Raw genomic sequence first — 24,394 nt, 5'->3', positions numbered from 1 at the left:
GGTTTTAAGTAACCAAGACAAGATGAGAAGTCGACTATTTTTATAGTCGTGTAAGGAAATAAGGACAGTTTTTAAAAGTAATAGGGTCGCGAGGAAAGTATGGAAGAAATTAAAACAATCGGTGTGGTTGGTGTCGGTGTCATTGGCGCAAGTTGGACAGCTTTATTTTTATATAAAGGCTTTAAGGTAAAGGTATATGACCCATACCCCATAGATGAAGAATTATTTAAAAAGAGAATACAAGCAAATTTAAATGATTTACGAGATTTAGATTTGCAAACGCAGCCTAACCATTCTTCACAAGATGTTCTTTCAAATCTAGAGCTTCACAACAACTTAAAAGATGTCGTAACCGATGTCGATTTTATTCAAGAAAATGCACCAGAGCGTTTAGATTTAAAGCAAAAGTTATATCAAGACATCACGTCATATTGTCCACAAAAGACACTGATTGCCTCAAGTTCTTCCGGCCTAAAAGTTTCAGACTTTCAAAAAGAGGCAACTCATCCCGAGCGTATACTTTTAGGTCATCCATTTAACCCACCTCATCTATTACCTTTGGTTGAAATTGTAGGCGGAAATTTAACAGCCCCACAGTTTTTAAAGCGCGCCTCCGAGTTTTATCAAAGCATTGGTAAGCACCCGATTATTTTAAATAAAGAAGTAAAAGGTCATGTTGCAAACCGTTTGCAAGCAGCATTATGGCGAGAAGCATTTTCACTGGTTAAAGAAGGTGTGTGTTCAGCCGAAGATGTTGATATTGCAATTACTAGTGGGCCAGGGCTGAGATGGGCATTATTTGGCCCTTATATAAATATGGAACTTGCAAACCAGAAGGGTTTTAAAGAGGCAATTCATCACTTAGGGCCACCTATGACCGAATGGTGGAATGATATGCAGGCGTTTCAGCATTCTGATGAAACTACAGAGGTGCTAGAAGCACAAACAAAAGAGCTTTTAAACCACTATAAACATGTCGACTTATCTCAAAAAAGAGATAAAGGGCTAGTCGATATTTTAAAGCTAAGACTACAGTTAGAGTTAGATTAAACTCATTTTTTAGAAGTGCCAAACAAGGTTTTACTGCAATGTTTGGCTTTTTTGTTGTGGCGTATTTAGGTAATATTCCTATTCTTCTTTCTGCTCAAAACTTATAAAAAGCTTGCTCTATTCCTAAGCTTTTAAAGTCATAAATTTACTCAGGTATATGAAACGATACTACAAACAAAATGAAGCGGCTGCTTTACATTCGACAACTGAACAAGACTGTTTTTTAATAGAAAATAACTCGCTTTCTATAGATGAGTTAAAAGAACATTTGCCATTTTCTGAAGAAGAAATTAGGGTTCGTAGATCAGTTTTGGGTTTAGTCAGAAGAGATCAGCAAATGCGGCCTTATTAATTTTACCAAATGGTAAATTTTAATTGAAAATAAATGTTTCAAGAAATCTTAATAATTTAGAAAAATTGTGGATGAGTTATCAAAACCATACTTTTTTTAGGTGATTGTTTTGCAAGTTTTACAGAACACTTTAACTAATTACATTCAATAATAATAACATTTCACTCCTTTACATTTGTTTCATCATAATCAGAACCATAAATCATTTTAAGATCAAAACTTTATAACAATTGAGATCGAGGAGGTTAAAAATGCCAAAATATTTAGCCGTGGCTGAAAAGGTTTATAAAAACATTCAAAAAGATGACTTATTCACCAATGATCTTACACAAAATCTGAATTGTTTGATCAGTCAGATACGTAAGGCCATTAAAGGAGTATGTCTTCAGCAATCACTTTACTAAGTTCAATTTTAGTTGGATGTAAATATTGGCTGGCAATTTGAGGAAGTTTATGAATTTGGTCGATAAGCGCTTGATCTAAACGTGGGTTTTTATAACCAAAGTTGACCGCTGAATACCACATTTGTAAGTCTAGATATGGGATATTCTGGTCATCAAAAATATAGCTGCCCTGACAATCCGTAAAAATTTTAGGTGGGTTTACATAGTGTACTGTATCGCCGTGTGAACAATACTTTGCCTCATCTGCTAGAAGTTGCGCTTCATCTAGTGGAACGCGGTTATTAGAACTAGTTGCAGAAGTGCGTTCTTGTTTGAATGTATGATTGTTGTTCATACTTCTATTCCTTTTACGGTTGGTATTTTCAGTATGTATGTTTTAGATACAGAGGCTGAGTGAAAAGAGTTGTCATGTTTAAAAGGTAAAGGGAAGCCCCACAGCTGGTGTAATATCTGTGCGTTTTTTTTCCATCGGACTTTTAAACTGTTCGTTTGATAGATAATTAAATTCAACAGAACTAAAAGCATTCACATGTTTGGAAAGTTTGTAGTTGGCTGTCATGCTTACAAAAGGAGATATACTTTGGCCCGGTTCATATGCTGCGATACCACTACGTTTACTTTCAGCATCACTGACGCCATAGTAATATTGGTTATATTTTGCGTTGTTCCACTGAAAACCAGCTTCTGGATAGACGGTTAAATTACCTTTGTCCAATTCAGCAAGGTAAGAAGCTCTTAAAATGGTTCCTTTACTACGGGATAAAGTATCGGTATTAAGCCGTGCTTTAAAACCACCATAAGGTGTAATTCGCATATAACTTGCACCTGCTAGGACAGACCATTTGCGTTTATCTAGTAAATAGAGTTCGCCGCTTGGATCATAAGTGTTGCCGTCATAGTGAGCATCGAGGCGTAATTGATTTTTGTCATCTTTGAATAGGTAATAACCGGCATCGTCGCCTTCAATATAAAATTTGTCATTGTCATAGAAAAAAACAGGTAAAAGCGTTTGAGAGGTTTTATGACCTTTATAAGCTTGAAAATTTACAGAATAGTTAAAACCCATTGTTAAATCTGGCGATGAGCTTTCTTGTGCATAAGCAGAGCAGTAAAAACAGCTATTGCTTATTACTATTGCTATGGAGATTCTTTTCAATGGTTTAATCATATTCAGTTTTTCTAGCTTTGTAGGGTGAAAAAATAATCGTTTTTTGGTCGTGTTCTGTTCAAAAATTTTTTTGAATATAAAAGTTAATTCTTATACAAATCTTAATAAAAAATTAAAAAAATCTTAATTTTGTATTTTCCTGTCAAATTCTTCTAATTTTGAATAAATATAGATTTTTGAAGAAGGCATAGTGATTGATTGTTTAAGTTTTGATTGTTTAAGTTTTGATTTTTATTAATTATTTTTCATTAAAAGAAAGTGTTCAATATTTTTTAATTAAATTATTAACGAGCAATAATTTTGTAAATTACAGAAGAACATAATCATTTTTTCACATTTTTTTGAAATATTTCTAATTAAAGAAATTTTTAAGATTTCCCGCATAAAGTCAAATTGTAATTTTTATAAAAATTCTTAAATTATTTGTGTGAGGCATTTTATGTTCATGGTCGACCAGCATTACTATACAGATCACACTGTACCTTGGCATATTTTATGTGACTTTGATGGAACAATCAGCTTAAAAGATACAACGGACTATTTGCTTGAAACTTATGCAAAAGCTGGTTGGGAAGAAATTGAGGAAGAGTGGGAGCAAGGGAAAATTGGTTCCAAAGTCTGTATGCAAAAACAGATTGAACTCTTGGATGTCTCTATTGATGAGCTGCGCGATTGCCTTGATCAAATTGAAATTGATCTTGGCTTCATCGAATTAGTGAAGATCACTGCTCAGTATAAAATTCCGTTGACTATTGTGAGTGATGGGCTCGATTTTGTTATTCGTCATATTTTAAAAAAATATCAGTTAGACCATTTACCTATTATTGCAAATCATTTGATTCAGACAGATGAAAGGTCATGGAAATTAGAGTTTCCAAATCAAGAAGCGAGTTGCGTAAGTCAAAGTGGAACATGCAAATGTAAGGTTGCAAATCAAAAACCTCAAAAGCATATTATCTTGATGGGTGATGGACGTTCAGATTATTGTTTAGCGGGAAATGCAGACTATGTTTTTGCAAAGAAATCTCTAATAGACCATTGCAAAGAAAACCAGATTTTCCACACAAAGTTTGAAAACTTTGTAGAAATTTGCCAACCCTTGGCTAAGCTACTCAGTAGTGATTTTGGAATAGATACTCCAGTAACGGTGATTACATGATAAAAGACAATTCATTTTTTTTATCGGGAAACCGAACTGGTATTTTACTCATTCATGGGTTGACGGGCACACCGAATGAAATGAGAGGAATTGCGCGAGTACTTCATCAGGCAGGCTATAGTGTATATGGTGTGCAGTTGGCTGGACACTGTGGCGATGTTGAAGATTTGGTAAATAGCCAATGGGAAGATTGGTTTGATAGTGTCGTTGGAGCTGCAGAAAAGTTAAAAGAACATACAGATGAGATATTTGTTGCCGGTTTATCAATGGGTTCTTTGCTGGCATTAAAATATGCATCGGCATATCCAGTTGCTGGCGTTATTGCCTATAGTCCGACTTTCCAATACGACGGTTGGAGCATTCCTTTGTGGTCAAAAGTGCTTGCACCTATTGTTCTGCCGAGTGTTCATTATTTAAATATTTGTCGTAACAATACTTTTGACGAAGCTGAACCTTATGGCATCAAAAATAAGGTATTGCGTTCGCGTATTGTTCAGGCTATGAACAGCGGCGAAAGTAGTGAAGCTGGTTTGCCGGGTAACCCTTGGCATTCATTATTCCAGTTACAGCGTCTTTCGCGGAATGTTCGTAAAAACCTCTCAAATATTACGGCTCCATGTCTTTTATTGCATGCCTATGATGATGATATTGCTCACCGAAGAAATAGTGAGTTAATTTATGCCAAAGTGAAGGGGCCTAAGACCTTAATCTGGCTTTATAACAGCTATCACATGATTACGATTGATAATGATCGAAAACAAGTGATTGATGAATCCATTCGATTTATTGAACAGTACCAACATCCAAAAAAGCAGTTAGAGCATCCATCAACTCGTCAAGAACGTAGAACTTCACCTGAAAAAATTGGTGAGCTTTTATGAATATTGTAGTGTTCAGTGTATGGATGCTAACCATTTTGATTGATACTGTTGGGCAGTTGGCTTTTAAGGCTGCTGCTCACGAAAGTAAAACCAATGAAGGCCTAGAACATTGGTGGTTCATGGCGAAACGTCCATGGATATGGCTCGGTATTTTTTGTTATATCTTTGAGTTTGTCGTTTGGCTTGCTTTCCTCTCGCTGGTTCCACTTTCTGTTGGGGTCATGTTAGGTTGTATCAACATTGTTGTGATTATGCTTGCTGGACGCTTATTTTTTAATGAAAAATTAACTCGAAATCGATTAATTGGTGTAGTTCTGATAGCGATCGGTGTCACTATTGTTGGGATTGGGGCATGAAAAAATTTTATATTATTGGTTTTTTAATATTAATGCTCTTCGACACTTTGGCTCAGATCAGTTTTAAGCTAGCTTCCATTCATGCGATGCCTTTGACTTTTGATGTACATTGGTTAATCAGAGTTTTTGGGCATCCTTGGATTTATGGGGCTTTTATTGGATATATAGGTGCCTTTTTTATCTGGATGAATTTATTAAAGCATGCGCCTATAGGGCCTGCTTTTGCAGCTTCACATTTAGAACTCATCACGGTGATGTTTTTGTCGATTTGGCTGTTTAATGAGCCGCTAACTTTTACAAAAGTTACTGGCGCTATTCTTATTTTTGCTGGTGTTTGCTTCTTGGCTAAAGATGAAGAAGAGAGCCATAGTCATGAAGAAGTCGCCACAAAATAAACTTTAATCAATTATTCTTAAAACCGTCGTAACACCCGTAACTAATATTTGCGAATGTTAGTGTGATGCTAATAAGCATTATGAGTGTATGGCGGTTTTATTGTTTCTGAAGTTAATAAATTGAAAATTAAAAAAGCTTCAAAATAAGCAATCTAGTTATATATAAATAAATATGTTCTTATCCATTACTTATTTTTCTTAAATAGCATTATGTAATGCTTACTGCGGCACAGCTAAACCGTTATTATTTATATCAGATTGATACTCCATAATGAAAAACGGTATAGAGACTTTAAAATGAAAAAGCTTGCAATGACTTTAGCTGTTTTGGTTCCACTCTCAGGCTATAGCTTCGCCAATGACTCGACGGGTTATGTCGGTACAGGTGGCATTCAGTATTTAAAAAACGCACAAGTTGCGATGCAAAGTGAAGATTTATTTATTAGTAAAAAGATAATTAAAGTTGATTATCTATATAAAAATTTAAGCAACAAGGATGTTACTGAAACCGTTTTGTTTCCACTACCACGTGTAGATAACTTTTTTGAAGCAGATTTTGCAAATACTGAAGCACTTTTAAAAAGCTTTAAAATTGTGGTGGATGGTCAAAATATAAAACCCGAAATGCATGTCAGAACGTTTATTCAAAAAGATGAAAAATCGCCTTTACTGGATGTAACCGATGAGTTTAAGCAATGCGGTTTTACTGAAAAAGATATGCTCAATCCATGGATTCGTAGTAATTATGATTATTTGAATTATCAAGATAAGCTAAACAAATGTAATAAACCACAAATGCAGAAAATTGTAGCTCAATTTGAAAAAGATGATGTGATCCCGTGGTCATCTCAAGTTATTTATAGCTGGAAGCAAACTTTCAAAGCCAATAGTTTGACTAAAATTCATCATGAATATAAACCGTTAGTGGGTGGTTCTGTTGCGCTATATCCGGACGAAGATAGTAAGCAATTTTGCATGGATAAACAATTTAAGCAGGGTCTTAAAAAAGCTCAGGCAGAACATTCGCCGTTTAGTGCTTTAGGTTATATTTTGACGACAGGTGCTAACTGGGCAAAGCCTATTGAAAACTTTAAGTTAACGATTGAACGTGATAAAGGCGAACTGGTTTCATTTTGTTGGGATGGCAAAGTCAACAAAATTAGTCCTACTCAATTTCAAATGACCAAAACCAAGTTTGTACCAAAACAAGACTTAGACGTTATTTTTGTTCATCTGCCATAAGCTCATACAAACTTTAATCTGTATAAAATTGCATCACTTTTGATTGTGTGTCATGACCTAACTATGGCGCACAATAACAAGAGGATGCCGTATGTTGCTCAAGGGAAAAGTAGCAGTAATTTTTGGAGGGAGCGGTGCAATTGGCACTGCGATTGCGCAGGTTTTCCTTCGTGAGGGAGCACATGTTTATTTATGCGCAAGAGATTTAAATAAACTGCAAAACATTGCGACACAACTGCAAAAATACGAAGGCGCGGTACATACCGTCAGTGTCGATGTGCTAGATAGCCAAGCAACCAGTGAGGCAGTTGCTCAAATTGCTCAAGCGACGAGTGGTTTAGATATCGTCATCAATGCGACCAGTTTTATTCATAATCAAGGCAAAGAAATTTTAGAATTAAACCTTGATGAGTTTGTAGGGGGAATAAATCCATTTCTAACGGCGCAGTTTAATATCTCTAAAGCTGCGGTGCCTTTTATGGGCGGTAAGCGCGGTGGAACCATCATTTCAATTGTGGCACCTTCAGCACGAATGGCGATATCAGGACATTTAGGACATATTGTGGGCTGTGCTGGAATTGAGGCATTTATTAAAGCGCTTGCCAGTGAGCTAGGCCCTAAAAATATACGGGTACTCGGTGTACGCTCACATGCAATTATTGATGCTGTTCAAGCGGGCTCTTATACACGCGAATTGTTTGAGTCTAAAGCACAGGCCATGGGGCTCAGCATAGGGCAATGGCTTGAAGGTGCTGCTCAGAGCACCATGCTAAAACGACTACCGACACTTTCACAAGTTACAGAAACCGTTGCTTTTCTTGCCTCGGAACATGCGAATTCAATGACCGCAACGGTTGTAAACATGACTGCTGGTGCAATAATCGATTAGCGTAGTTTATTTTTAATCCAATAATCTAAACTAAAGTAACGGCCACCTCCAAGTACAAGCAGGGCAAGTAGCATAATCATATAGGTCGCGGCAAATTCAATTCCGTTATTTAAAATAACAAACGAACCGCTCGATGTAAGCCAGTCATAGTTGCCATAGTTCTGTAGGATTTCACGAGCTTTATCTAACTTTTCAGCAGAAGCCAATACTTGCATGTTAGCAAAGGGAGCATGCGGGTCTGCGATTGCTTGCCATCCATTTGGGAGGTGTACCGTAAATATTGCAACTAACATGGTAATAATAAGAGGAATACTAATTAAACGGGTAAACAAACCCAGTGTTAAAAGTATTGCACCTGCCAGTTCAGTTGACGTTGCAAGCACGGCCATTAAATAGGGGAAAGGAAGTCCCAATCCTCCATCTGAGCTGCCAAACCATTCTACAATGTCATTGAAGTGCATCAATTTATTTGTACCCGCCATCCAAAATATAGGGACGAGGTACAATCGAAGAGCAAGTGCTGCAATGCCATCAATATGTTGTAAAGACTTACCGAGATTTTGATAATATTGAGATAAGCCATAAATAAAGTTCTTCATGATAATTTCACATCCAATGCGATTGAATAATAATTAGTCGGATGGAAACTGTATTTCTTACATAAAAAATTTTTTTATTTACGGTGTAATAAAAAAGGATTTGGTCCGTCTAACTTTATGTACATGTGTACAAACCGAGAAATTAGCATTAAAGGAATACGAAAATGAACAAACTCAACTCAATGACTTCAGTAGCAGCATTATTAGCACTTTCAGTTGCAGGTGCTACGCAAATGGCTGTAGCAGCAACCAATACGACAACTGAAGTACATGCAACTAAAGCAGCAGATGGTAAATGTGGTGAAGCGAAATGCGGAGCTAACAAAATGAAAAAACATGAAAAATCTGCGGAAGCAAAATGTGGAGCAGCTAAAAAAGCAGCAGATGGTAAATGTGGTGCAACTAAAAAAGCAGCGGACGGTAAGTGCGGTGCAGATAAAAAAGTTGCTGATGGCAAGTGTGGCGCTAAGTAAACCATCTGATCAAGGATGATGTCGGCCTTCTATTAAGTGTCGGCATCATTTCCAAAAGGAGAAGTCACCATGATGCAGTTGAATGGTGTAGGGCTTGGTTTAAGACGAGATTTCATAGATTCATTTCTAACGGCAAAAACATATCCCGACTTTATTGAGGTTGCCCCAGAAAATTGGCTAGGTTTTGGTGGTCGACATGCAAAATTACTTGCACAGTGTGCAGAAAAAGCACCGTTAATTTGTCATGGCTTGTCATTATCTATTGGAGGACCGCATCCACTTAATCTCGAATTTATAAGTAAAGTAAAAAACTTTTTAGAACAGTACGAAGTACCAATTTATTCTGAACATTTAAGTTATACAAATGATGGCGGCTATTTATACGATTTGTTGCCAATACCGATGACAGAAGCTGCGGTTAAATATGTTGCTGAACGTATTTTGCGTGTACAGGATATTTTAGGAAAAAGATTAGTTATAGAGAATGTTTCTACTTATGTCATGCCGAATGCCGAAATGAGTGAAGCCGAATTTATTCGTGAAGTGATTCAACATGCAGACTGTGATTTGCTGCTTGATGTAAATAATGTCTATGTCAACAGTACCAATCATGGTAGCGATGCATTCGGATTTATTCAGAACATGCCAAAGGAACGAATTCGTTACTTACATATTGCTGGACATGAAAAAGTTCAGAAGAACTTATTAATTGATACCCATGGGGCGGAAGTTTGTGACCGTGTTTGGGAATTGTTGAGATATACCTATCAAGTATGCGGAATAAAACCGACATTATTAGAACGCGATTTTAATATTCCATCATGGCAAGAATTAGAAGAGGAACTCGCCAAAATCAAACTCATTCAACAACAGGAGACTGGCTATGAAGGGAAATCAAATATCCTTCCAAACCATGCAGCAACAGTTTTGTGACTGGATTCGTGATCCTGATTTGGAATTACCTCAAGCTCTTCCTCCTCAAAGAATGCAAGTTTATCGGGATTTACTTTTTAATAATATTTGTTCATTTATTGATTTAGTTTATCCCGTGGCTCGTGCGATGTTGCCAGAATTAAAGTGGCAACAATTGCTGTTAGAGTTTTTTCAAAAAGCTAAAAGCCGCTCACCTTTATACAATGATATCTCTTTAGAGTTTAGAGAGTATTTAACAGGGCAACAGCATCCGATATTGCAAGAATATCCTTGGTTGGCTGAGTTATTACAGTTTGAATGGCTAGAATTATATTTAGACACTGTTGAAATTGAAGATGTTGTTTTACATGAAAATCATGCTTGGCAGTTAACCACTAAAGTATGGGTATTGGTTTATCAATATCCCGTTTATACGTGGACGACTTTAATGGCACCAGAACAAGTAGAACTTGCACCGGGTGCAGTAATGGTCTGGCGCGATGAACAAGATAAAGTATGTATTGAACAACTCTCTCCACTTTTTGCTATGCTGATTGAACAGTTAACGCAAAATATAACTTTAACTGACCATGATATTTTTATACTCATTCAATCTGTACTCGCTGACTTGTCTGAGTCTGAAATTTATCTGCAAATTCAAGAACTCAAAAACCTCTTATCTCGACTACAATTAATTCAAATTCCCCATGATTTTAAAGAGGCACAAGGATGACTTCAGCCGCGGCATCACGTCATGACGACTTAGGGGATCAACTACATAACGCAGCCTTTTTACAAGACTTAAGGCAGCAAATGACTAAATTTGCTTTTTTACAGTTATCCTCACTTCCGCAAGCTGAAGATGTAGTGCAAGAGGCTTTAACCAGTGCTTTTCAAAACTTAGATTCATTTAAAGGGCGGGCTGCATTCAAAACATGGGTATTCGCTATTTTAAAAAATAAAATTATTGATGTGGTTCGGCAAAAGTCACGTTTGGTCGCCATGTCTGAATTATTTAAAGACGAGGAAAGCGAACTCAGTGTTGATGAATTGTTTGATGCTTCAGGACACTGGCATAAATATGAAGCACCTCAAGCATGGCAAAGCCCTGAAGAAATGATGGAACAGTCAGATTTTTGGATAATTTTTGAAGCCTGTTTAGATCATTTGCCTGCCAAATATGCTCAGGTTTTTATGATGAGAGAAGTGGTAGAGCTGAGTTCTAACGAAATTTGTAGCAAGCTGGAGTTATCTATTTCAAACTTTAATGTGTTGATGTATCGAAGTCGTACCCGTTTACGGGAATGCTTAGAAAATAAATGGTTACTGAAGGAGGATTGTTCATGTTGACATGTCGACAAGCCACTCAACTGTTGTCTGAAAAACAAGATAGACCGCTTTTTTTACGTGAGCAAAGTAGTTTACAACTGCATTTGTTGGCATGCCGATCATGCCGCCGTTATGCAAAACAGATCAAAACAATTAGTCAGCTTTCCAAAGCATTTAAAAATTTGGATAACTAACTTTAGTTAAAAATTTATTTATTGCTGGCCTTAACACGCTAAAAGCTTACATACTATAAAACTAAAGGAATTTTTAAGACAGGATGAAACGTGAATTTAAAGAATCTTGAAGCATTTTATTGGGTTGTGACGTTAAATAGCTTCAATAAGGCGGCAATTAAATTACAAACGACGCAACCTGCTGTCTCTCAAAAAATCACATCTCTTGAAAATGAATTAGGTTTTAAGGTTTTAGACCGAAGCTTGCGGCAGTTTAAACTGACCCATAAAGGCATGACCTTATTTAAATATGCTGAAAAGTTTATGCGTTTAGAAACCGATCTAGTCGCAGAGCTTACCGAAAACCAGCACCTGACGGGAACCATTCGTTTAGGCGTTTCCGAAACCATTGTGTATACGTGGCTCGTTGAATATATCGAAAAAGTTCAACAAGAATTTCCAAAAGTTTCGGTCGAAATTGTGGTTGACCTGACACCTAATTTACAAGAAGGCGTTCGTACAGGTGACTTGGATATGGCCTTTTTACTTGGCCCAACCTTGGCTTTTGAATGTATTGAGCAGTCCCTTTGTAACTTTGAACTGAGTTTCTTGGCAGCACCATCGTTTAAAGGTGGAATTGGACAAATGTCTTTTAAAGCCTTAATGTCGCATACCATTTTAACTTATCCAAAAATTACCTATCCCTATAAAGAATTAAAGGCCAAAATGAAAGAAAAAGGGATTGATGAACCACTGTCAATTACTAGCTATTCTTTAGCGACTTTATTGCGTCTCGCCGAGCAAGGCTTAGGTATTGCGGTAGTGCCAACTTTAACGGCTTTAAAGGAAATTACCGATGGTCGTCTGGAAATATTAAATACACCTATTCGCTTAAAAACTTTTCATTTCACGTCTATTTATATTCACGGGAATGATATTGCCTTGAAAGAAAAATTAACTGAGGTTGCTGTTAAAGTCTCGGCGAGTGCCATGAAAAGGCTGAATGAGCAAATTAAAAAATAAGCAGAGTTGGTAATCTTTTCATCTCATTTTTCTTCTCTAAATTATCGCTGCTTGTATGCAAAGTCATAAAAGCAGCTTATGTGCTTCGATAAGTAAAATTTATCCTGAGTTTCAATTAAATCAAAAAATAATAAAAATTAAATACTTATAAATTTTAATTTATGTAAAAAGTCTTATTGTCCGTAGGGACGAGCTATGTTTTTATTTGAGATACAAGATTTGATCACCGATTAAGTTGATTGGGGAATAGGGAATCTTTGTCATTTTAAAGGATTAAAGAATATCGTTTGGGACAAAAAATGGTGTTCTTGGTTCAACTTGAAATAGCGTTGTTAAGCTCAAATGGATGAGGAACGCATTAATATGTCTTTACTAAAATCTTCTTTTTTATCAGATCGCCAATGGGCCATTGTAGCCTCAATCTTTATGATGGCGACCTCTGCAATGGGGCCAGGATTTTTAACCCAAACTGCTGTATTTACAGTGAAGTTAGGCGCTGCATTTGGCTTTGCAATTTTAGTTTCCATTCTCATTGATTATGTCGTTCAACAAAACATTTGGCGAGTAGTAACACTCACTCAAATGCGTGCATCAGATATTGCCAATAAGGCATTACCGGGTAGTGGTTATTTACTCGCGTTTCTGGTGATTTTGGGCGGTTTTTTCTTTAGTGTCGGTAATATTGCCGGTGCAGCTTTAGGTTTAAATGCGCTTTTTGGCCTAGACACAAAGTGGGGCGGTATTTTAAGTGGTGCATTAGCCATTTTGATTTTTGCATCAAGAAAAGCAACGCTTGCCATGGATAAAAGCATGATCGTGTTGGGATTGCTTAAAATCCTGCTGATTATTATTGTTGCTGTCATTGTGATGCCTCCTGTTGGGCAAGCTATACATCAAACCTTTGCGCCAGATCAGATCGACTTTGCCATTATTACCACCATTGTTGGCGGTACGGTTGGTGGCTATATCTGCTATGCGGGTGCACACCGTTTACTCGATAAAGGTGCTGTTGGCCCTGAAAATATTGATGAAGTTGCTAAAGCTGCGACCAAGGGCATTGTTGTGGTCGGCATCATGCGCTACGTATTGTTTTTAGCGTTTTTAGGTGTGGTGGTGAGCGGTGCAACCATTGATTTAGCCAGCCATGACGCCAATCCGGCAGCTCAAGCATTCCAATATGCAGCAGGTACATTTGGTTTTAAATTATTTGGTTTAATTTTCTGGGCAGCGGGTATTAGTAGCACCATTGGCGCAGCATATACTTCAGTGTCATTCTTTACTGCGTTTAAAAAGAACTTAACACCAAAACAAACCAACTATACGACCATTACCTTTATCGCATTGGCTTTATTGCTCTATGTGTTATTGGGTGCAACTCCGGCAGGTCTACTCATTTTTGTCGGTGGTTTTAACGGATTGGTGTTGCCAATTGGTCTTACAATTTTTGTGTATGTTGCCGCGTGCCGTAAAGATTTGATGGGTAATTATAACTATCCAAAATGGTTGCTTATTTTGGGTGGGTTAACATGTCTGTTAACGTGGTGGATGGGCTACATGTCGTTTACGACTGTGTTTAACTATTTGACCAAGCTTTAAGCCAGACTGCGTGAAGTGATAAAGGAATAATGCCATGTTTGTAGATTTAAATAGTGATTTGGGTGAAAGCTTTGGTTCATGGAAAATGGGTAATGATGACCAGATTTTACCTGTCGTGACCAGTGCCAATATTGCTTGTGGCTTTCATGCGGGCGACCCACTCGGCATTTTAAAAACGGTTCGTAAAGCCGTTGAGCTTGGCGTGACTATTGGTGCTCACGTGTCTTATCCAGACCTTGTAGGCTTTGGCCGCCGTAATATGGATTTGTCACGTGACGAACTGATGGCCGATGTGCTTTACCAAATTTCTGCACTCGATGGCTTGGCGAAAGTGGCGGGCTCAAAAGTACAATATGTTAAACCACACGGCGCGCTCTACAACACCATTGCCCATGATCAAGCTCAAGCAGCAGCCGTGATTGATGCGATTAAAATGTATAACCCTGAACTGGTCTTAGTGGCTTTGGCTGGGTCGAACTTAGTCGAGCAAGCACGTGCGGCTGGTTTAAAAGTTGTATCAGAAGCATTTGCTGACCGTGCATATAACAGCGATGGTTCATTGGTGTCTCGCCGTCTAGAAGGTGCGGTTTTACACGACTCGGCATTTGTTGCGAGCCGTGTGGTGTCTATGCTCAAAAATGGTGGAGTTGAGTCAATTGACGGTGTATTTACCCCAATTCAAGCCGACACCATTTGCTTACACGGCGACACCGATGGTGCGCTAGAGATGTCGGCTGCCATTAAAGCCGAGCTTGTAAAAAACAATATTGAAATTCGCCCGTTTGTAAATAAAGCATAAGGATGAGCACAATGTATAAGGATATTAAAGTCGACCCAGCTCAGCTTGAAGCCGCTTTAGATGCGCGTTTAAAAATTCGTGCAGGTTTTGATAAACCGACAGCAGGCATGGCTGCGGGCATGACGCAGGTCAACATGATTTCGGTGCCAAAAGAGTGGGCATATGACTTTTTACTCTATGCACACCGTAACCCGCAAAGCTGCCCAGTGCTTGATGTGCTCGAAGAAGGTATCTATGCAACTAAGCTTGCGGCAGATTCAGATATCCGAACTGACTTCCCTCGTTATCGCGTTTGGAAAGATGGCGAAATGGTCGATGAAGTGACCGATGCAAGAGAGATTTATAACGCTCATCCTGATTTGGTGACTTTCTTAATTGGTTGTAGCTTTTCTTTTGAAACAGCTTTGCAAGAAGCAGGTATTGAAGTTCGCCACATTCATGACGACACCAATGTGCCGATGTATCTAAGCAATATAAAGTGTGAACCAGCGGGGCGTATTTCAGGAAATATGGTGGTTTCAATGCGACCAATTCCATCGCATCAAATTAGTGAAGCGGTAAAAATTACAGCACGTATGCCGAGTGTACATGGCGCGCCTGTACATATTGGTCACCCTGAAAGCTTAGGAATTTCGGATGTAAATAAGCCAGACTTTGGCGATGCTTCTCGTATTGAAGCGGGTGAAATTCCAGTGTTTTGGGCGTGTGGCGTAACGCCGCAAGCTGCCGTTATGAATTCGAAAATTCCTTTTGCGATTAGTCATGCACCGGGTCATATGTTTATTACCGACATTCCTGACCGTGCTTGGATTGGCTAACTGGACTAAAGAAGAATTAAAAGGATAAGCAAATGCGTTTTTTATCGGTAAACGCCGATTGTTTTCTAATTGAGCTTGCGAGCTTAGAGGAAACTTTGGCGTTATACAATAAATTGCAAAATACGCAATTGAATGGAATTAAAGACTTAGTCCCTGCTGCAAAAACAATTTTGGTTTTTTTCAACGAAATCGAAACTAACTTTAAAACGCTGGTTACTTCAATTCAGAGCCTCAAAGTTGATTCTGGATTTGAGCGTAGTGGCCAAGAAGTGATTGTGCCGATTTGCTATAACGGCGAAGACCTTGCGCAGGTTGCTGAGTTCCAAGGTTTGTCTGTGGCTGATGTAATTAGAAAACACCACGAAAGCGTATGGAATGTGGCTTTTATTGGCTTTGCGCCGGGCTTTGCTTATATAAGTAGTCCCGATAAGCCTTTTACCGATATTCCACGCTTAACGGTTCCGCGTAAAAAAATACCGTCAGGCTCTTTGGGTTTGGCTGGAAAATACTCTGGTATTTACCCAAAAGACAGTCCTGGTGGCTGGCAGCTGATTGGGACTACATCAGAAAAAATGTGGGATTTAGAGCGTAAAAATCCTGCATTGCTGTTACCGGGTATGACTGTACATTTTGAAGATGTTACGCATCGTCCAACTACTGTGTCTGTACCGCAGCAAATTACTCGTAAGGTTGAGCCGAAACAATCTCCGCCACTATTTACGATCACTGCGCCAAGTTTACAAATGCTTATTCAAGATGAAGGGCGCCTAAACCAGACCAATATTGGGGTTGGTGTAGCAGGTGCAATGGACTTATCTGCCATGCATAGTGCTAACCGTATTGTGGGTAACCCAACCGCTACACCCGTCATTGAAGTTTTAAATGGCGGCCTAAAAGCCAAAATGCAGCATGCAGGCGTCATTGCAGTTGCTGGTGCTATTTCAAACATTCGTGTGAAATTTGCTGACGGTCAAACCGCAGACTTTGCAAGCTATCAACCGATTGATCTAGATGAAGGCGATGAATTTCAAATTCAGCCACCGACAGCAGGCTTAAGAAACTATCTGGCAGTTCGTGGTGGTATAGATGTTGAACCAGTACTCAATAGTGCTTCGTTTGACAGTTTGGCGGTATTAGGGCCAGAGCCTTTAAAGCTTGGAGATACCATTTATCAAGGACAGGTGAAGGCTACCAACATTAATGTAAATGAAGTGGGCAAAAGCGACTTACCAAAAGCTGGCGAAGTGGTCGAGCTAGATATTGTGATGGGGCCACGCACTGACTGGTTCGAACAAGACAGTATTGAACTACTCTGTCAGCAAGAATGGCTGGTAACCAATGAAAGCAACCGCGTCGGCCTAAGACTTTCAGGTGAGCAGGCTTTAACTCGCAAAATTACCTACGAGTTGGAAAGTGAAGGTACATGCATTGGTGCTTTGCAGATTCCACCGAGTGGTCAACCCGTTTTGTTCATGAATGATCACCCTTTAACGGGTGGCTATCCGGTCATTGGCTCTGTTGCTAAACACCATTGGGGCTTGGTGGCACAGATTCCGGCAGGTTGCCGCATCAAATTTAAAAAAATTGCCGAATTTACAGATTTTGAGAATGAATGATGAATACAGAAAAATTATTGATTGCTAACCGTGGTGAAATTGCTGTTCGTATTATTCATGCTTGCCGTGATATGGGCATTTCATCGGTCGCGTTATATGCAGATGATGATATTGGCAGCATGCATGTCGAACTTGCAGATGAAGCATGGGGCTTGGCCGGTGCAACTGCTAGCGAGACTTACCTAAATATTCCTGCCATTATTGAAGTTGCTAAGAAATCAAAAGCGACGATGGTACATCCCGGTTATGGCTTTTTATCTGAACGTGCTGAGTTTGCCCAAGCCGTGATTGATGCGGGTTTAAAATGGGTAGGGCCATCTCCAAGTGCCATTGAAAAACTAGGCGATAAAATCGAAGCGCGTAAAATTGCTGCTTCAGTTGGTGCACCGTTAGTTCAAGGTACGCAAGATCCACTCAACAATGCAGATGAAGCTTTAGAGTTTGCTAAACAGTTTGGTTTACCGATTGCCATTAAAGCGGCGTTCGGTGGTGGTGGGCGCGGCTTAAAAGTTGCGTGGAAACTTGAAGAAGTGAAAGAGCTTTATGAGTCGGCAGTACGCGAGGCAAAAGCTGCCTTTGGTCGTGGTGAATGTTTTGTCGAGCAATATCTCGATAAACCGCGCCATGTAGAGGCACAAGTCATAGCCGACCAACATGGCAATATTGTGGTACTTGGTACACGTGATTGCTCGTTGCAACGCCGTAACCAAAAGTTAGTCGAAGAAGCACCAGCGCCATTTATTAGCGATGAGATTTACCAGCAAATTTTAAGCTCAGCAAAAAATATCTGTCAGGCTGCAAACTACGTGGGTGCAGGAACAGTTGAATACTTACTGAGTCGTGATGGCAAGCTTTCATTCTTAGAAGTAAATACGCGTTTGCAAGTTGAACACCCAGTGACTGAAGAAACTTCAAAAGTCGATTTGGTGGTTGAGCAAATTCGCGTGGCACAGGGCCATGAGCTTTCGATTAAAGAAACACCAAAAGCACAAGGTCATGCGATTGAGTTTCGTATAAATGCCGAAGACCCAGCACGTGGTTTTATTCCAGCCTTTGGTGTATTGAGTTTATTTGAAGCACCGTTTGGTAACGGTGTACGAGTCGACACAGGTGTTCGTACTGGATCATTAGTGTCGAGTCACTTTGACTCACTCATGGCAAAACTGATTGTGACTGGCCCAACTCGTGAGGTTGCAATTGCTCGCGCTAAACGTGCTTTAAAACAATTTAAAATTGAAGGTGTAGCATCAGTTTTAGACTTTCACCGTGCGGTACTCAACGAGCCTGACTTTACCGAAGAATTTAATGTACACACGCGTTGGATTGAAAATGACTTTAAACAAGAGTTAAAGCCGACTAAACGTGGTATTCCAAACCATCAACAACCAATGCTACTCAGCTACATTGAAATTGATGGCAAGTTACACCGTTTAGGTTTACCTGCGGGCATGTTTGCACAAGGCCCAGCAACCTCAGTTCAAGCTCAAACCGCTGAACCAGAAGTAAGTGCCGAGCATTTACTTGCCCCAATTAATGGTGTGATTAGCACTTGGAAAGTCGAAAATTGTGAGCAAGTGACCGAAGGGCAAGTAGTTGCCATTATGGAAGCCATGAAAATGGAAGTGCAGGTACTGGCACACCGTAGTGGTGTGATTCAGATTAGCGCAGAGAAGGGTGCGACCTGCCATGCTGAAACCGTGATTGCGAGTATTAATTAAGTATTTACTTTATTGATTGTTTATTAATTAATTGAGTCGATGGTTTTAACCTTTCATTAACCAATTTCAACTTGAAAGCCTGTACTGGTTATGAGATATTTATCACAGTTAAGTGATATAAATATTGATCACTGTATTTAAAGCTCGCTTATGCGAGCTTTAATTTTTAGCCCAGTTTAAGCATTTCTCACTTAATGAGCTGGCTGCATAAAAAATAATTTGAGAATTTGGCACTCACTCAAAGGCGAATTGAAGAAAGCGAATGAAAATTCTACCTTCATCTGAATATGATCAAATTCTAAAATACAGTGTTTATTGGCTCGTCATATCCATTGTGATTGGAGTCGTCGCGGGGCTGGCATCGACCTCAATTTTTGTGGCTTTTGATATTTCAAATAAAGTCAGAAGTTTGCATCATTGGCTCATCTACTTTTTGCCTTTTGTGGGTTTTGGTATTGGTTATCTCATTAAAAAATATGGATCGCCCATTGAACGCGGAACACATTTACTCATAGATGAGATTCATCAGCCCAAGTCCTTCATTCCAAAACGAATGAGCCCCATCATTTTTATTACATCAATTTTAACGCAGTTATTTGGTGGTTCGGCAGGGCGTGAGGCACCAGCGGTTCAGCTTTCAGGTGCTTTAATTGACCACTTAAGTCATATTTTAAAAATCTCGGAAGACAATCGCAAAATCTGTTTAATCGCCAGTATTGGTGCTGGTTTTGCTGGCGTGTTTGGTTTGCCTATGGCTGGTGCAATCTATGGTTTAGAAATTACCGCTTTAGGTAATTTAAGATACTCAGCTATTTTTCCATGTTTTGTGTCAGCTCTGATTGCTTCGACCATTCCTGAGCTATTCGATATAGTTCATCCACATGTTTTTTACGTCATAAGTGAGTTTCCAGCCATTCATTTTGGCACGCTCATGAGCGAGATTGAGCGGTCAGGGGCAGTTGTAGTTGGTAAAGGTAAACCAGATTTTCCAGAGGGTACAATTATTCCACCGACAAAAATAGAAATTGTTCGGCCAAAATAAGTAAGAGGAAATTATGTCAGTAGATAATTTGGAAAGTATAGATTTTATTAGCACTAGTCCAGAGGGGGATATAGTGTTAACGATCTCTGATCATTTGGTATGGGGGGATGATGAGCATCTTTATATGCTGCAAGAAAAAATAAATAAGTATATTGATTTCATTGAGAGTGGTGATATTTATGAAAAGTATGAACAAGCTGTTGGTAAAAAATTTGTTATAGAACTTATTTATCGTTTCGATCCGCTTGTGACTGATCTTAAATTTATGGATAAGATTAAAAATTTTTTGAGTAGTATAGGCATAAAATTTCAATTTTCTAAGCTAGTCATCGGGTCGTAATTTATTGTTATTACAGACCTGAGTTTGATCATTATATGACTCGTTGAGCCAAAGAAAGCAAAGCTTTAATAGCTTTGCTTTTTAGTAAAACTATTTCTATTCCCTCACCCATCTTGGCATAGGAACCTGACTCTTTCGAACAGAGGATCAAATCTTTTCCCTAAGCTTGATGATTAAGCTATTTATAAAATTAATAAATAAACATATTCACCAACATTCATCCTAAGAGTAAAGGATATAAACGCGATCTAACTTTAGAGCAGTAGTAAATGAATAACCTAATTTCTAATGTACAAATTATGGAAGATCCTGAATACGGCGTAATACTAGTTTGTCGAAATTTGGAGCTTGCAGATCAATTTGAAGATTTTCTAACAGAAAAGCATTCTGTACTTTTCCATATAAAACTTGAAACAAATCAAGTTTCATTCTTTTTTGGTAAAACAAACACTGCTTCAGAGGTTAAAGAGTTATTCAATCAATTTATGTTATCTAGTTAAAATATTAAAGGAGATTGCGTATCAGATATCAAGCGGGAAATATGGGGGTAATTATTAATTAGGACTCACTTAAAAGTATTATGACACTGAGCGTACAAGGGGTTTAATACATGAAAAAGCAAAGGTTTAAAGAGGGTGCTTTATTACAAATTGACTTAAAAAATGGTCAATATGCATTTGGTCGGGTCATAAATAATGAGGAACACTTTTTTATGACTTTTTTACAGATAATATTTCTAGTCTTGGTCTCGATAAGATTTATTCAGCAAAAGAATTATTTCGATTGCCCGTAATGAAATATGCTATTACTTCTGGTCAATGGGTAGTGATTGACAATAAGCCTATTGAGGCAGATTTGGCGATACCAAATAAATATTTCATGCAGGATGTGATTACCAAGGAGTTCTCAATTTATCACCAAGGTAATATTCTGCCTGCAACATATGAGGAAATTAAGAATTTAGAATGTGCAGCGGTCTGGGAGCCAGAGCATGTGGAAGATAGATTGAGAGATTATTTTTCAGGTGTACCTAATGTATGGGTTGAAGATTTAAAACCAAAGCCTTAAGTAAGTATTCTGATACGGGGAACGAAGCTGTATTATAGAGATAATAAATCTCTAATTTCCAACTTACATTTCAAAATTAGCGCCGCATTAAGCCTAAAAATCCCCCTCTATAACCCCCCACTTAACAATAACCCACCCATTATTTAGCCTTACTTTTCTAATGATTTAATTTAAAACAAATGGCATTTTGTGTGCTTGACTGCAAAAGGGTTGGGCACTATTCTTTGCCTGCTGGCCTACATTGCCAGTCGGTCGTCGCGGACCGTAGTGAAAGATCGCATCAGAGTTATTCCGTCTGAGGGATACTCTTATGTGTTACTCCTAGTCTCCTCCCGTTGCGGTAGGACGGGAGTGGGACACCTTCGGGTGTGCTGGTTATCTTTCCCAGTCCGCGAACCCTCTTCCGTTCTGCCACCATAATTTCTATTCATGTCGGCAGAACTCCCAATAAAAAGGAGTTGGCTTTGCACATCCATTATTTCTTGGCTCTCAATGCCAAAAGCTATAACGACACAGCTTAAAAATTAAAGCAGCTTGAACGCCCTAAGGTTTTCAGGCTTTAAGTCTTTTTTATTTAAAACTTAGCAACAACAAACTTGAGATGTGCCAAGCACAGTCTTTACGGCTTTGCTGTGCCTTTTTTTCTCCCAAAAAGGGCACAGGCTTTTTATCTCATTTAGAAACAACAAGAATTTAAAACGGAAAAATTATGTCTCATTTAGAAATCTCTTCCAAAAAAATACAGGTTGTTCAAACCGCAATCCAACTCTTTACCACTCGTGGCTTTCACACTGTAGGTGTAGACCTGATTGCTAAACAATCCCAAATCACTAAATCTACGTTTTATAAATATTTTGGCTCAAAAGAACGCTTAGTTGAAATGTGCATCGCCTTTCAAAAAAGCCTGCTCCGAGAGAAAGTGCTCGCTATTATTTACTCAAGCTGTTATTACGCGTCAAAATATAAACTCAAAGAAATTATTATCTTACATACCAATTTAAACAGCCTCTATAACCTTTTACTTAAAGCTATTTTTGAAATAAAACTACTTCATCCGCAGGCTTACCGTATGGCGGTTGAGTACCGAAAGTGGCTGCGCCATGAAATTTTTGATCTGATTTTTAGCGGAGAAATCCGTGAGCCACAATTCGATGCCAACATGGTGGTAAACCTGATAGATGGTTTACTGTTTCAGGTTTTAGGCTCGCAAGGTTTGGAAGAAAGAGATGTAGTATTGGATTATTTTTTAAATTCTTTTGTTAGAAACTCTAGCCCACGATTACGGGAAGTATAAGCCCTAATGATAAATAGCGATTAGATGAGCTTTGAGCGTTGCAATAACAGAGTAATAAGTTGACTTCAAATTGTGGCTTAAGTGGTCTGAGGTCAAGTTTTTTTAAAGAGACTTCAGCAATATGGTTTGCGTAACTTCAATCAAATACTGAAATATGTCGAATTAGCGTATGAGTTGCCTACATCAGTCATCGTGTCACGCAAAAGTATGCTGAATATAAATAGAGGAGTCATTCATGGGTACGCGTTCAACCATTATGGATACCAATAGCTTTCGTCCAGAACATGCTGCTGAGCTGGACCATGCTACCCGCAAACTGACCGATAAAAGAAATAAAATTTTAGGTGAATCCTATCGCTTGTTTTATCGTAATCCCGTGCATCTGGTAAAAGGACAGGGGCAATATTTATGGGATGCAGCAGGTCATAAATATCTAGATGTTTACAACAATGTTGCCAGCATTGGTCATTGTCATCCTGCAGTGATTGAAGCAGTAAATGAGCAAATGAAAATGCTCAATACCCATACCCGTTATTTACATGAAAATATTTTGGATTATACCGAAGAACTTTTACAAACCACTCCCGATGAAATTGACCGTGCCATGTATATGTGTACTGGCTCGGAAGCGAATGATTTAGCGATTCGTATTGCCCGTGAATATAGTGGCGGTACAGGAATTATTGTGTCTCAAGAGTCGTATCATGGAACCAGTAGCTTAACCTCAGGATGCTCTCCGGCACTTGGAACTGAGCAGCCTTTAGATGCGACAACTCGTCTAGTTCCGGCACCCGATTATTATCGAATACAAACTGATGATTTGGGCACATGGTTCGCGCAGCAAATCCAACAGCAAATTGACGATATGAATGCAAAAGGCATCAAGTTTGCAGGTTTTTTAGCGGACTCAATATTTTCTTCTGACGGAGTCATGCCTAATCCTGTTGGGTTCTTACAAAAAGCAGTTGATGTTGTGCATGCCAATGGCGGTATTTTTATTGCCGATGAAGTACAACCGGGTTTTGCGCGCACTGGCGATTCTTTCTGGGGCTTTGGTCGTCACAATGTTGTGCCTGATATTATTACCACAGGTAAGCCAATGGGTAACGGAGTGCCAGTGTCAGGACTTTTAGCCAAGAGTGAAGTCCTTGCTGCTTTTAGCGATAAAATTCCATATTTTAATACTTTTGGCGGTAATCCTGTTTCTATGGCAGCGGCACAGGCTGTACTTAAAGTTATTCAGGAAGAAGAATTGCAAACCCATAGTAAATATGTGGGAGGGCTACTTCTCAAAGAACTCACTAAACTTATGGACAAACATGAGATGGTCGGCGATGTCCGTGGCGCTGGTCTGTTTATAGGGTTTGAACTGGTTAAAGATAGAGCCACAAAAGAGCCGAATAAAGCATTGGCTTTGAACCTTATTGAAGAACTCAGAAACACTCATCGAGTTTTAACCTCAGTTGCAGGTCCTTATGGCAATGTATTAAAACTGCGCCCACCTTTGGCTTTCCAAATAAAAGATATCGATTGGTTAGTTGGCGCTTTAGATCAAGCCTTAACAAAATTAAAGTAAGTCACTTAAATATAAAACATACCCTTCAAGTTGGATGTTAAATCTAATTTGAAGGGTATTTTGTTGTTCAATGATCTTATGTGTCTTTAGAATTTATCTCGAATTGCTTAAATAATAAAAAG

Annotated in this window: 25 protein-coding genes and 4 pseudogenes; 26 read left to right on the top strand and 3 right to left on the bottom strand. The window is 38.7% G+C overall.

Annotated features, from left to right (window positions below; translation table 11 throughout):
- The first annotated feature begins 99 nt into the window (after positions 1–99).
- The 3 genes and pseudogenes from MSG95_RS03790 to MSG95_RS03780 form a co-directional block, all read left to right on the top strand.
- Entirely contained in the window at positions 100–1,050 is a 951-nt protein-coding gene (locus tag MSG95_RS03790) for a 3-hydroxyacyl-CoA dehydrogenase NAD-binding domain-containing protein (protein ID WP_077164526.1), read from the top strand.
- 157 nt (positions 1,051–1,207) lie between these two features.
- Positions 1,208–1,402: a hypothetical protein gene (locus MSG95_RS03785; protein ID WP_077164525.1), complete on the top strand. Its 195-nt coding sequence runs from the start codon at positions 1,208–1,210 to the stop codon at positions 1,400–1,402.
- A gap of 251 nt (positions 1,403–1,653) precedes the next feature.
- Positions 1,654–1,779, top strand: a pseudogene (locus MSG95_RS03780) (hypothetical protein); the annotation flags it as partial.
- On the opposite strand, the pseudogene MSG95_RS03775 reads toward MSG95_RS03780, so the two are convergent.
- Together MSG95_RS03775 and MSG95_RS03770 are read right to left on the bottom strand one after the other, a co-directional pair.
- A pseudogene (locus MSG95_RS03775) lies at positions 1,778–2,140 on the bottom strand (aspartate aminotransferase family protein); the annotation flags it as partial. The pseudogenes MSG95_RS03780 and MSG95_RS03775 sit on opposite strands and share 2 nt — an antisense overlap.
- Positions 2,141–2,218: 78 nt before the next feature.
- Positions 2,219–2,974, bottom strand: coding sequence for a MipA/OmpV family protein (locus tag MSG95_RS03770; protein ID WP_420713543.1), 756 nt, complete (start codon positions 2,972–2,974; stop codon positions 2,219–2,221).
- A gap of 439 nt (positions 2,975–3,413) precedes the next feature.
- Between MSG95_RS03770 and MSG95_RS03765 the strand changes: the two genes are divergently transcribed.
- The 6 genes from MSG95_RS03765 (at position 3,414) to MSG95_RS03740 (ending at position 7,896) form a co-directional block, all read left to right on the top strand.
- Positions 3,414–4,133, top strand: coding sequence for an MtnX-like HAD-IB family phosphatase (locus tag MSG95_RS03765; RefSeq protein WP_151819629.1), 720 nt, complete (start codon positions 3,414–3,416; stop codon positions 4,131–4,133).
- The gene (locus MSG95_RS03760) at positions 4,130–5,014 is read left to right on the top strand and encodes an alpha/beta hydrolase (protein WP_151819628.1); all 885 of its coding nucleotides are present in this window, start codon (positions 4,130–4,132) and stop codon (positions 5,012–5,014) included. Before MSG95_RS03765 ends, MSG95_RS03760 begins: the two co-directional genes overlap by 4 nt.
- Positions 5,011–5,370 (top strand): EamA family transporter, encoded by a 360-nt coding sequence (locus MSG95_RS03755; protein WP_077168278.1) that lies wholly within the window; start codon positions 5,011–5,013, stop codon positions 5,368–5,370. The genes MSG95_RS03760 and MSG95_RS03755 overlap by 4 nt, the downstream gene beginning before the upstream one ends.
- A complete protein-coding gene (locus MSG95_RS03750) occupies positions 5,367–5,765 on the top strand; it encodes a DMT family transporter (protein WP_049064871.1) in 399 nt (132 codons plus the stop codon). Before MSG95_RS03755 ends, MSG95_RS03750 begins: the two co-directional genes overlap by 4 nt.
- Positions 5,766–6,062: 297 nt before the next feature.
- Positions 6,063–7,007: a DUF4424 family protein gene (locus MSG95_RS03745; protein ID WP_151819627.1), complete on the top strand. Its 945-nt coding sequence runs from the start codon at positions 6,063–6,065 to the stop codon at positions 7,005–7,007.
- A 91-nt stretch (positions 7,008–7,098) separates the two neighbouring features.
- Positions 7,099–7,896, top strand: a complete 798-nt coding sequence (locus MSG95_RS03740; protein ID WP_151819626.1) for an SDR family NAD(P)-dependent oxidoreductase — start codon at positions 7,099–7,101, stop codon at positions 7,894–7,896.
- On the opposite strand, the gene MSG95_RS03735 is transcribed toward MSG95_RS03740, so the two are convergent.
- Positions 7,893–8,495, bottom strand: coding sequence for a DoxX family protein (locus MSG95_RS03735; protein WP_004702534.1), 603 nt, complete (start codon positions 8,493–8,495; stop codon positions 7,893–7,895). The genes MSG95_RS03740 and MSG95_RS03735 overlap by 4 nt on opposite strands.
- Before the next feature lie 164 nt (positions 8,496–8,659).
- Between MSG95_RS03735 and MSG95_RS03730 the strand changes: the two genes are divergently transcribed.
- From MSG95_RS03730 to MSG95_RS03650, 17 genes and pseudogenes are all read left to right on the top strand, one after another.
- The gene (locus MSG95_RS03730; protein WP_004702533.1) at positions 8,660–8,968 is read left to right on the top strand and encodes a hypothetical protein; all 309 of its coding nucleotides are present in this window, start codon (positions 8,660–8,662) and stop codon (positions 8,966–8,968) included.
- A 69-nt stretch (positions 8,969–9,037) separates the two neighbouring features.
- The gene (locus MSG95_RS03725) at positions 9,038–9,901 is read left to right on the top strand and encodes a DUF692 domain-containing protein (RefSeq protein WP_077164509.1); all 864 of its coding nucleotides are present in this window, start codon (positions 9,038–9,040) and stop codon (positions 9,899–9,901) included.
- The gene (locus MSG95_RS03720; RefSeq protein ID WP_077164510.1) at positions 9,852–10,613 is read left to right on the top strand and encodes a DNA-binding domain-containing protein; all 762 of its coding nucleotides are present in this window, start codon (positions 9,852–9,854) and stop codon (positions 10,611–10,613) included. Before MSG95_RS03725 ends, MSG95_RS03720 begins: the two co-directional genes overlap by 50 nt.
- A complete protein-coding gene (locus tag MSG95_RS03715; RefSeq protein ID WP_077164511.1) occupies positions 10,610–11,230 on the top strand; it encodes an RNA polymerase factor sigma-70 in 621 nt (206 codons plus the stop codon). Before MSG95_RS03720 ends, MSG95_RS03715 begins: the two co-directional genes overlap by 4 nt.
- On the top strand, positions 11,224–11,403 hold the full coding sequence (locus MSG95_RS03710; protein WP_004702527.1) for a zf-HC2 domain-containing protein: 180 nt from the start codon (positions 11,224–11,226) through the stop codon (positions 11,401–11,403). Before MSG95_RS03715 ends, MSG95_RS03710 begins: the two co-directional genes overlap by 7 nt.
- A gap of 90 nt (positions 11,404–11,493) precedes the next feature.
- Positions 11,494–12,405 (top strand): LysR family transcriptional regulator MumR, encoded by a 912-nt coding sequence (mumR, locus tag MSG95_RS03705; RefSeq protein ID WP_077164512.1) that lies wholly within the window; start codon positions 11,494–11,496, stop codon positions 12,403–12,405.
- A gap of 342 nt (positions 12,406–12,747) precedes the next feature.
- Positions 12,748–14,001, top strand: coding sequence for an NRAMP family divalent metal transporter (locus tag MSG95_RS03700; protein ID WP_077164513.1), 1,254 nt, complete (start codon positions 12,748–12,750; stop codon positions 13,999–14,001).
- A gap of 34 nt (positions 14,002–14,035) precedes the next feature.
- Positions 14,036–14,800, top strand: coding sequence for a LamB/YcsF family protein (locus tag MSG95_RS03695; RefSeq protein WP_077164514.1), 765 nt, complete (start codon positions 14,036–14,038; stop codon positions 14,798–14,800).
- A gap of 2 nt (positions 14,801–14,802) precedes the next feature.
- The gene (locus tag MSG95_RS03690) at positions 14,803–15,618 is read left to right on the top strand and encodes a putative hydro-lyase (protein WP_077164515.1); all 816 of its coding nucleotides are present in this window, start codon (positions 14,803–14,805) and stop codon (positions 15,616–15,618) included.
- A gap of 32 nt (positions 15,619–15,650) precedes the next feature.
- Positions 15,651–17,234 carry an urea amidolyase family protein gene (locus MSG95_RS03685; protein ID WP_324624516.1) on the top strand — a complete coding sequence of 528 codons (1,584 nt, stop codon included), beginning with the start codon at positions 15,651–15,653 and terminating at the stop codon, positions 17,232–17,234.
- Positions 17,234–18,952, top strand: a complete 1,719-nt coding sequence (locus MSG95_RS03680) for an acetyl/propionyl/methylcrotonyl-CoA carboxylase subunit alpha (protein WP_077164517.1) — start codon at positions 17,234–17,236, stop codon at positions 18,950–18,952. Before MSG95_RS03685 ends, MSG95_RS03680 begins: the two co-directional genes overlap by 1 nt.
- 262 nt (positions 18,953–19,214) lie before the next feature.
- Positions 19,215–19,895, top strand: a pseudogene (locus MSG95_RS03675) (chloride channel protein); the annotation flags it as partial.
- A gap of 112 nt (positions 19,896–20,007) precedes the next feature.
- Positions 20,008–20,334, top strand: coding sequence for a DUF6572 domain-containing protein (locus MSG95_RS03670; protein ID WP_004835426.1), 327 nt, complete (start codon positions 20,008–20,010; stop codon positions 20,332–20,334).
- Between the two features lie 269 nt (positions 20,335–20,603).
- Positions 20,604–20,834, top strand: coding sequence for a hypothetical protein (locus MSG95_RS03665; RefSeq protein WP_004835425.1), 231 nt, complete (start codon positions 20,604–20,606; stop codon positions 20,832–20,834).
- 110 nt (positions 20,835–20,944) lie between these two features.
- Positions 20,945–21,402 (top strand): annotated as a pseudogene (locus MSG95_RS03660) (Imm26 family immunity protein).
- 709 nt (positions 21,403–22,111) lie between these two features.
- Positions 22,112–22,696 (top strand): TetR/AcrR family transcriptional regulator, encoded by a 585-nt coding sequence (locus tag MSG95_RS03655; RefSeq protein ID WP_000018734.1) that lies wholly within the window; start codon positions 22,112–22,114, stop codon positions 22,694–22,696.
- 235 nt (positions 22,697–22,931) lie between these two features.
- Positions 22,932–24,272, top strand: a complete 1,341-nt coding sequence (locus MSG95_RS03650; RefSeq protein ID WP_000537255.1) for an aspartate aminotransferase family protein — start codon at positions 22,932–22,934, stop codon at positions 24,270–24,272.
- Positions 24,273–24,394 lie beyond the last annotated feature (122 nt).

Source organism: Acinetobacter sp. IK23, assembly GCF_035615275.1.
GTDB classification, from domain to species: domain Bacteria; phylum Pseudomonadota; class Gammaproteobacteria; order Pseudomonadales; family Moraxellaceae; genus Acinetobacter; species Acinetobacter seifertii.
Note: the sequence above shows the minus strand (reverse complement) of the source record. Positions and strands in the feature narration are given on the sequence as shown.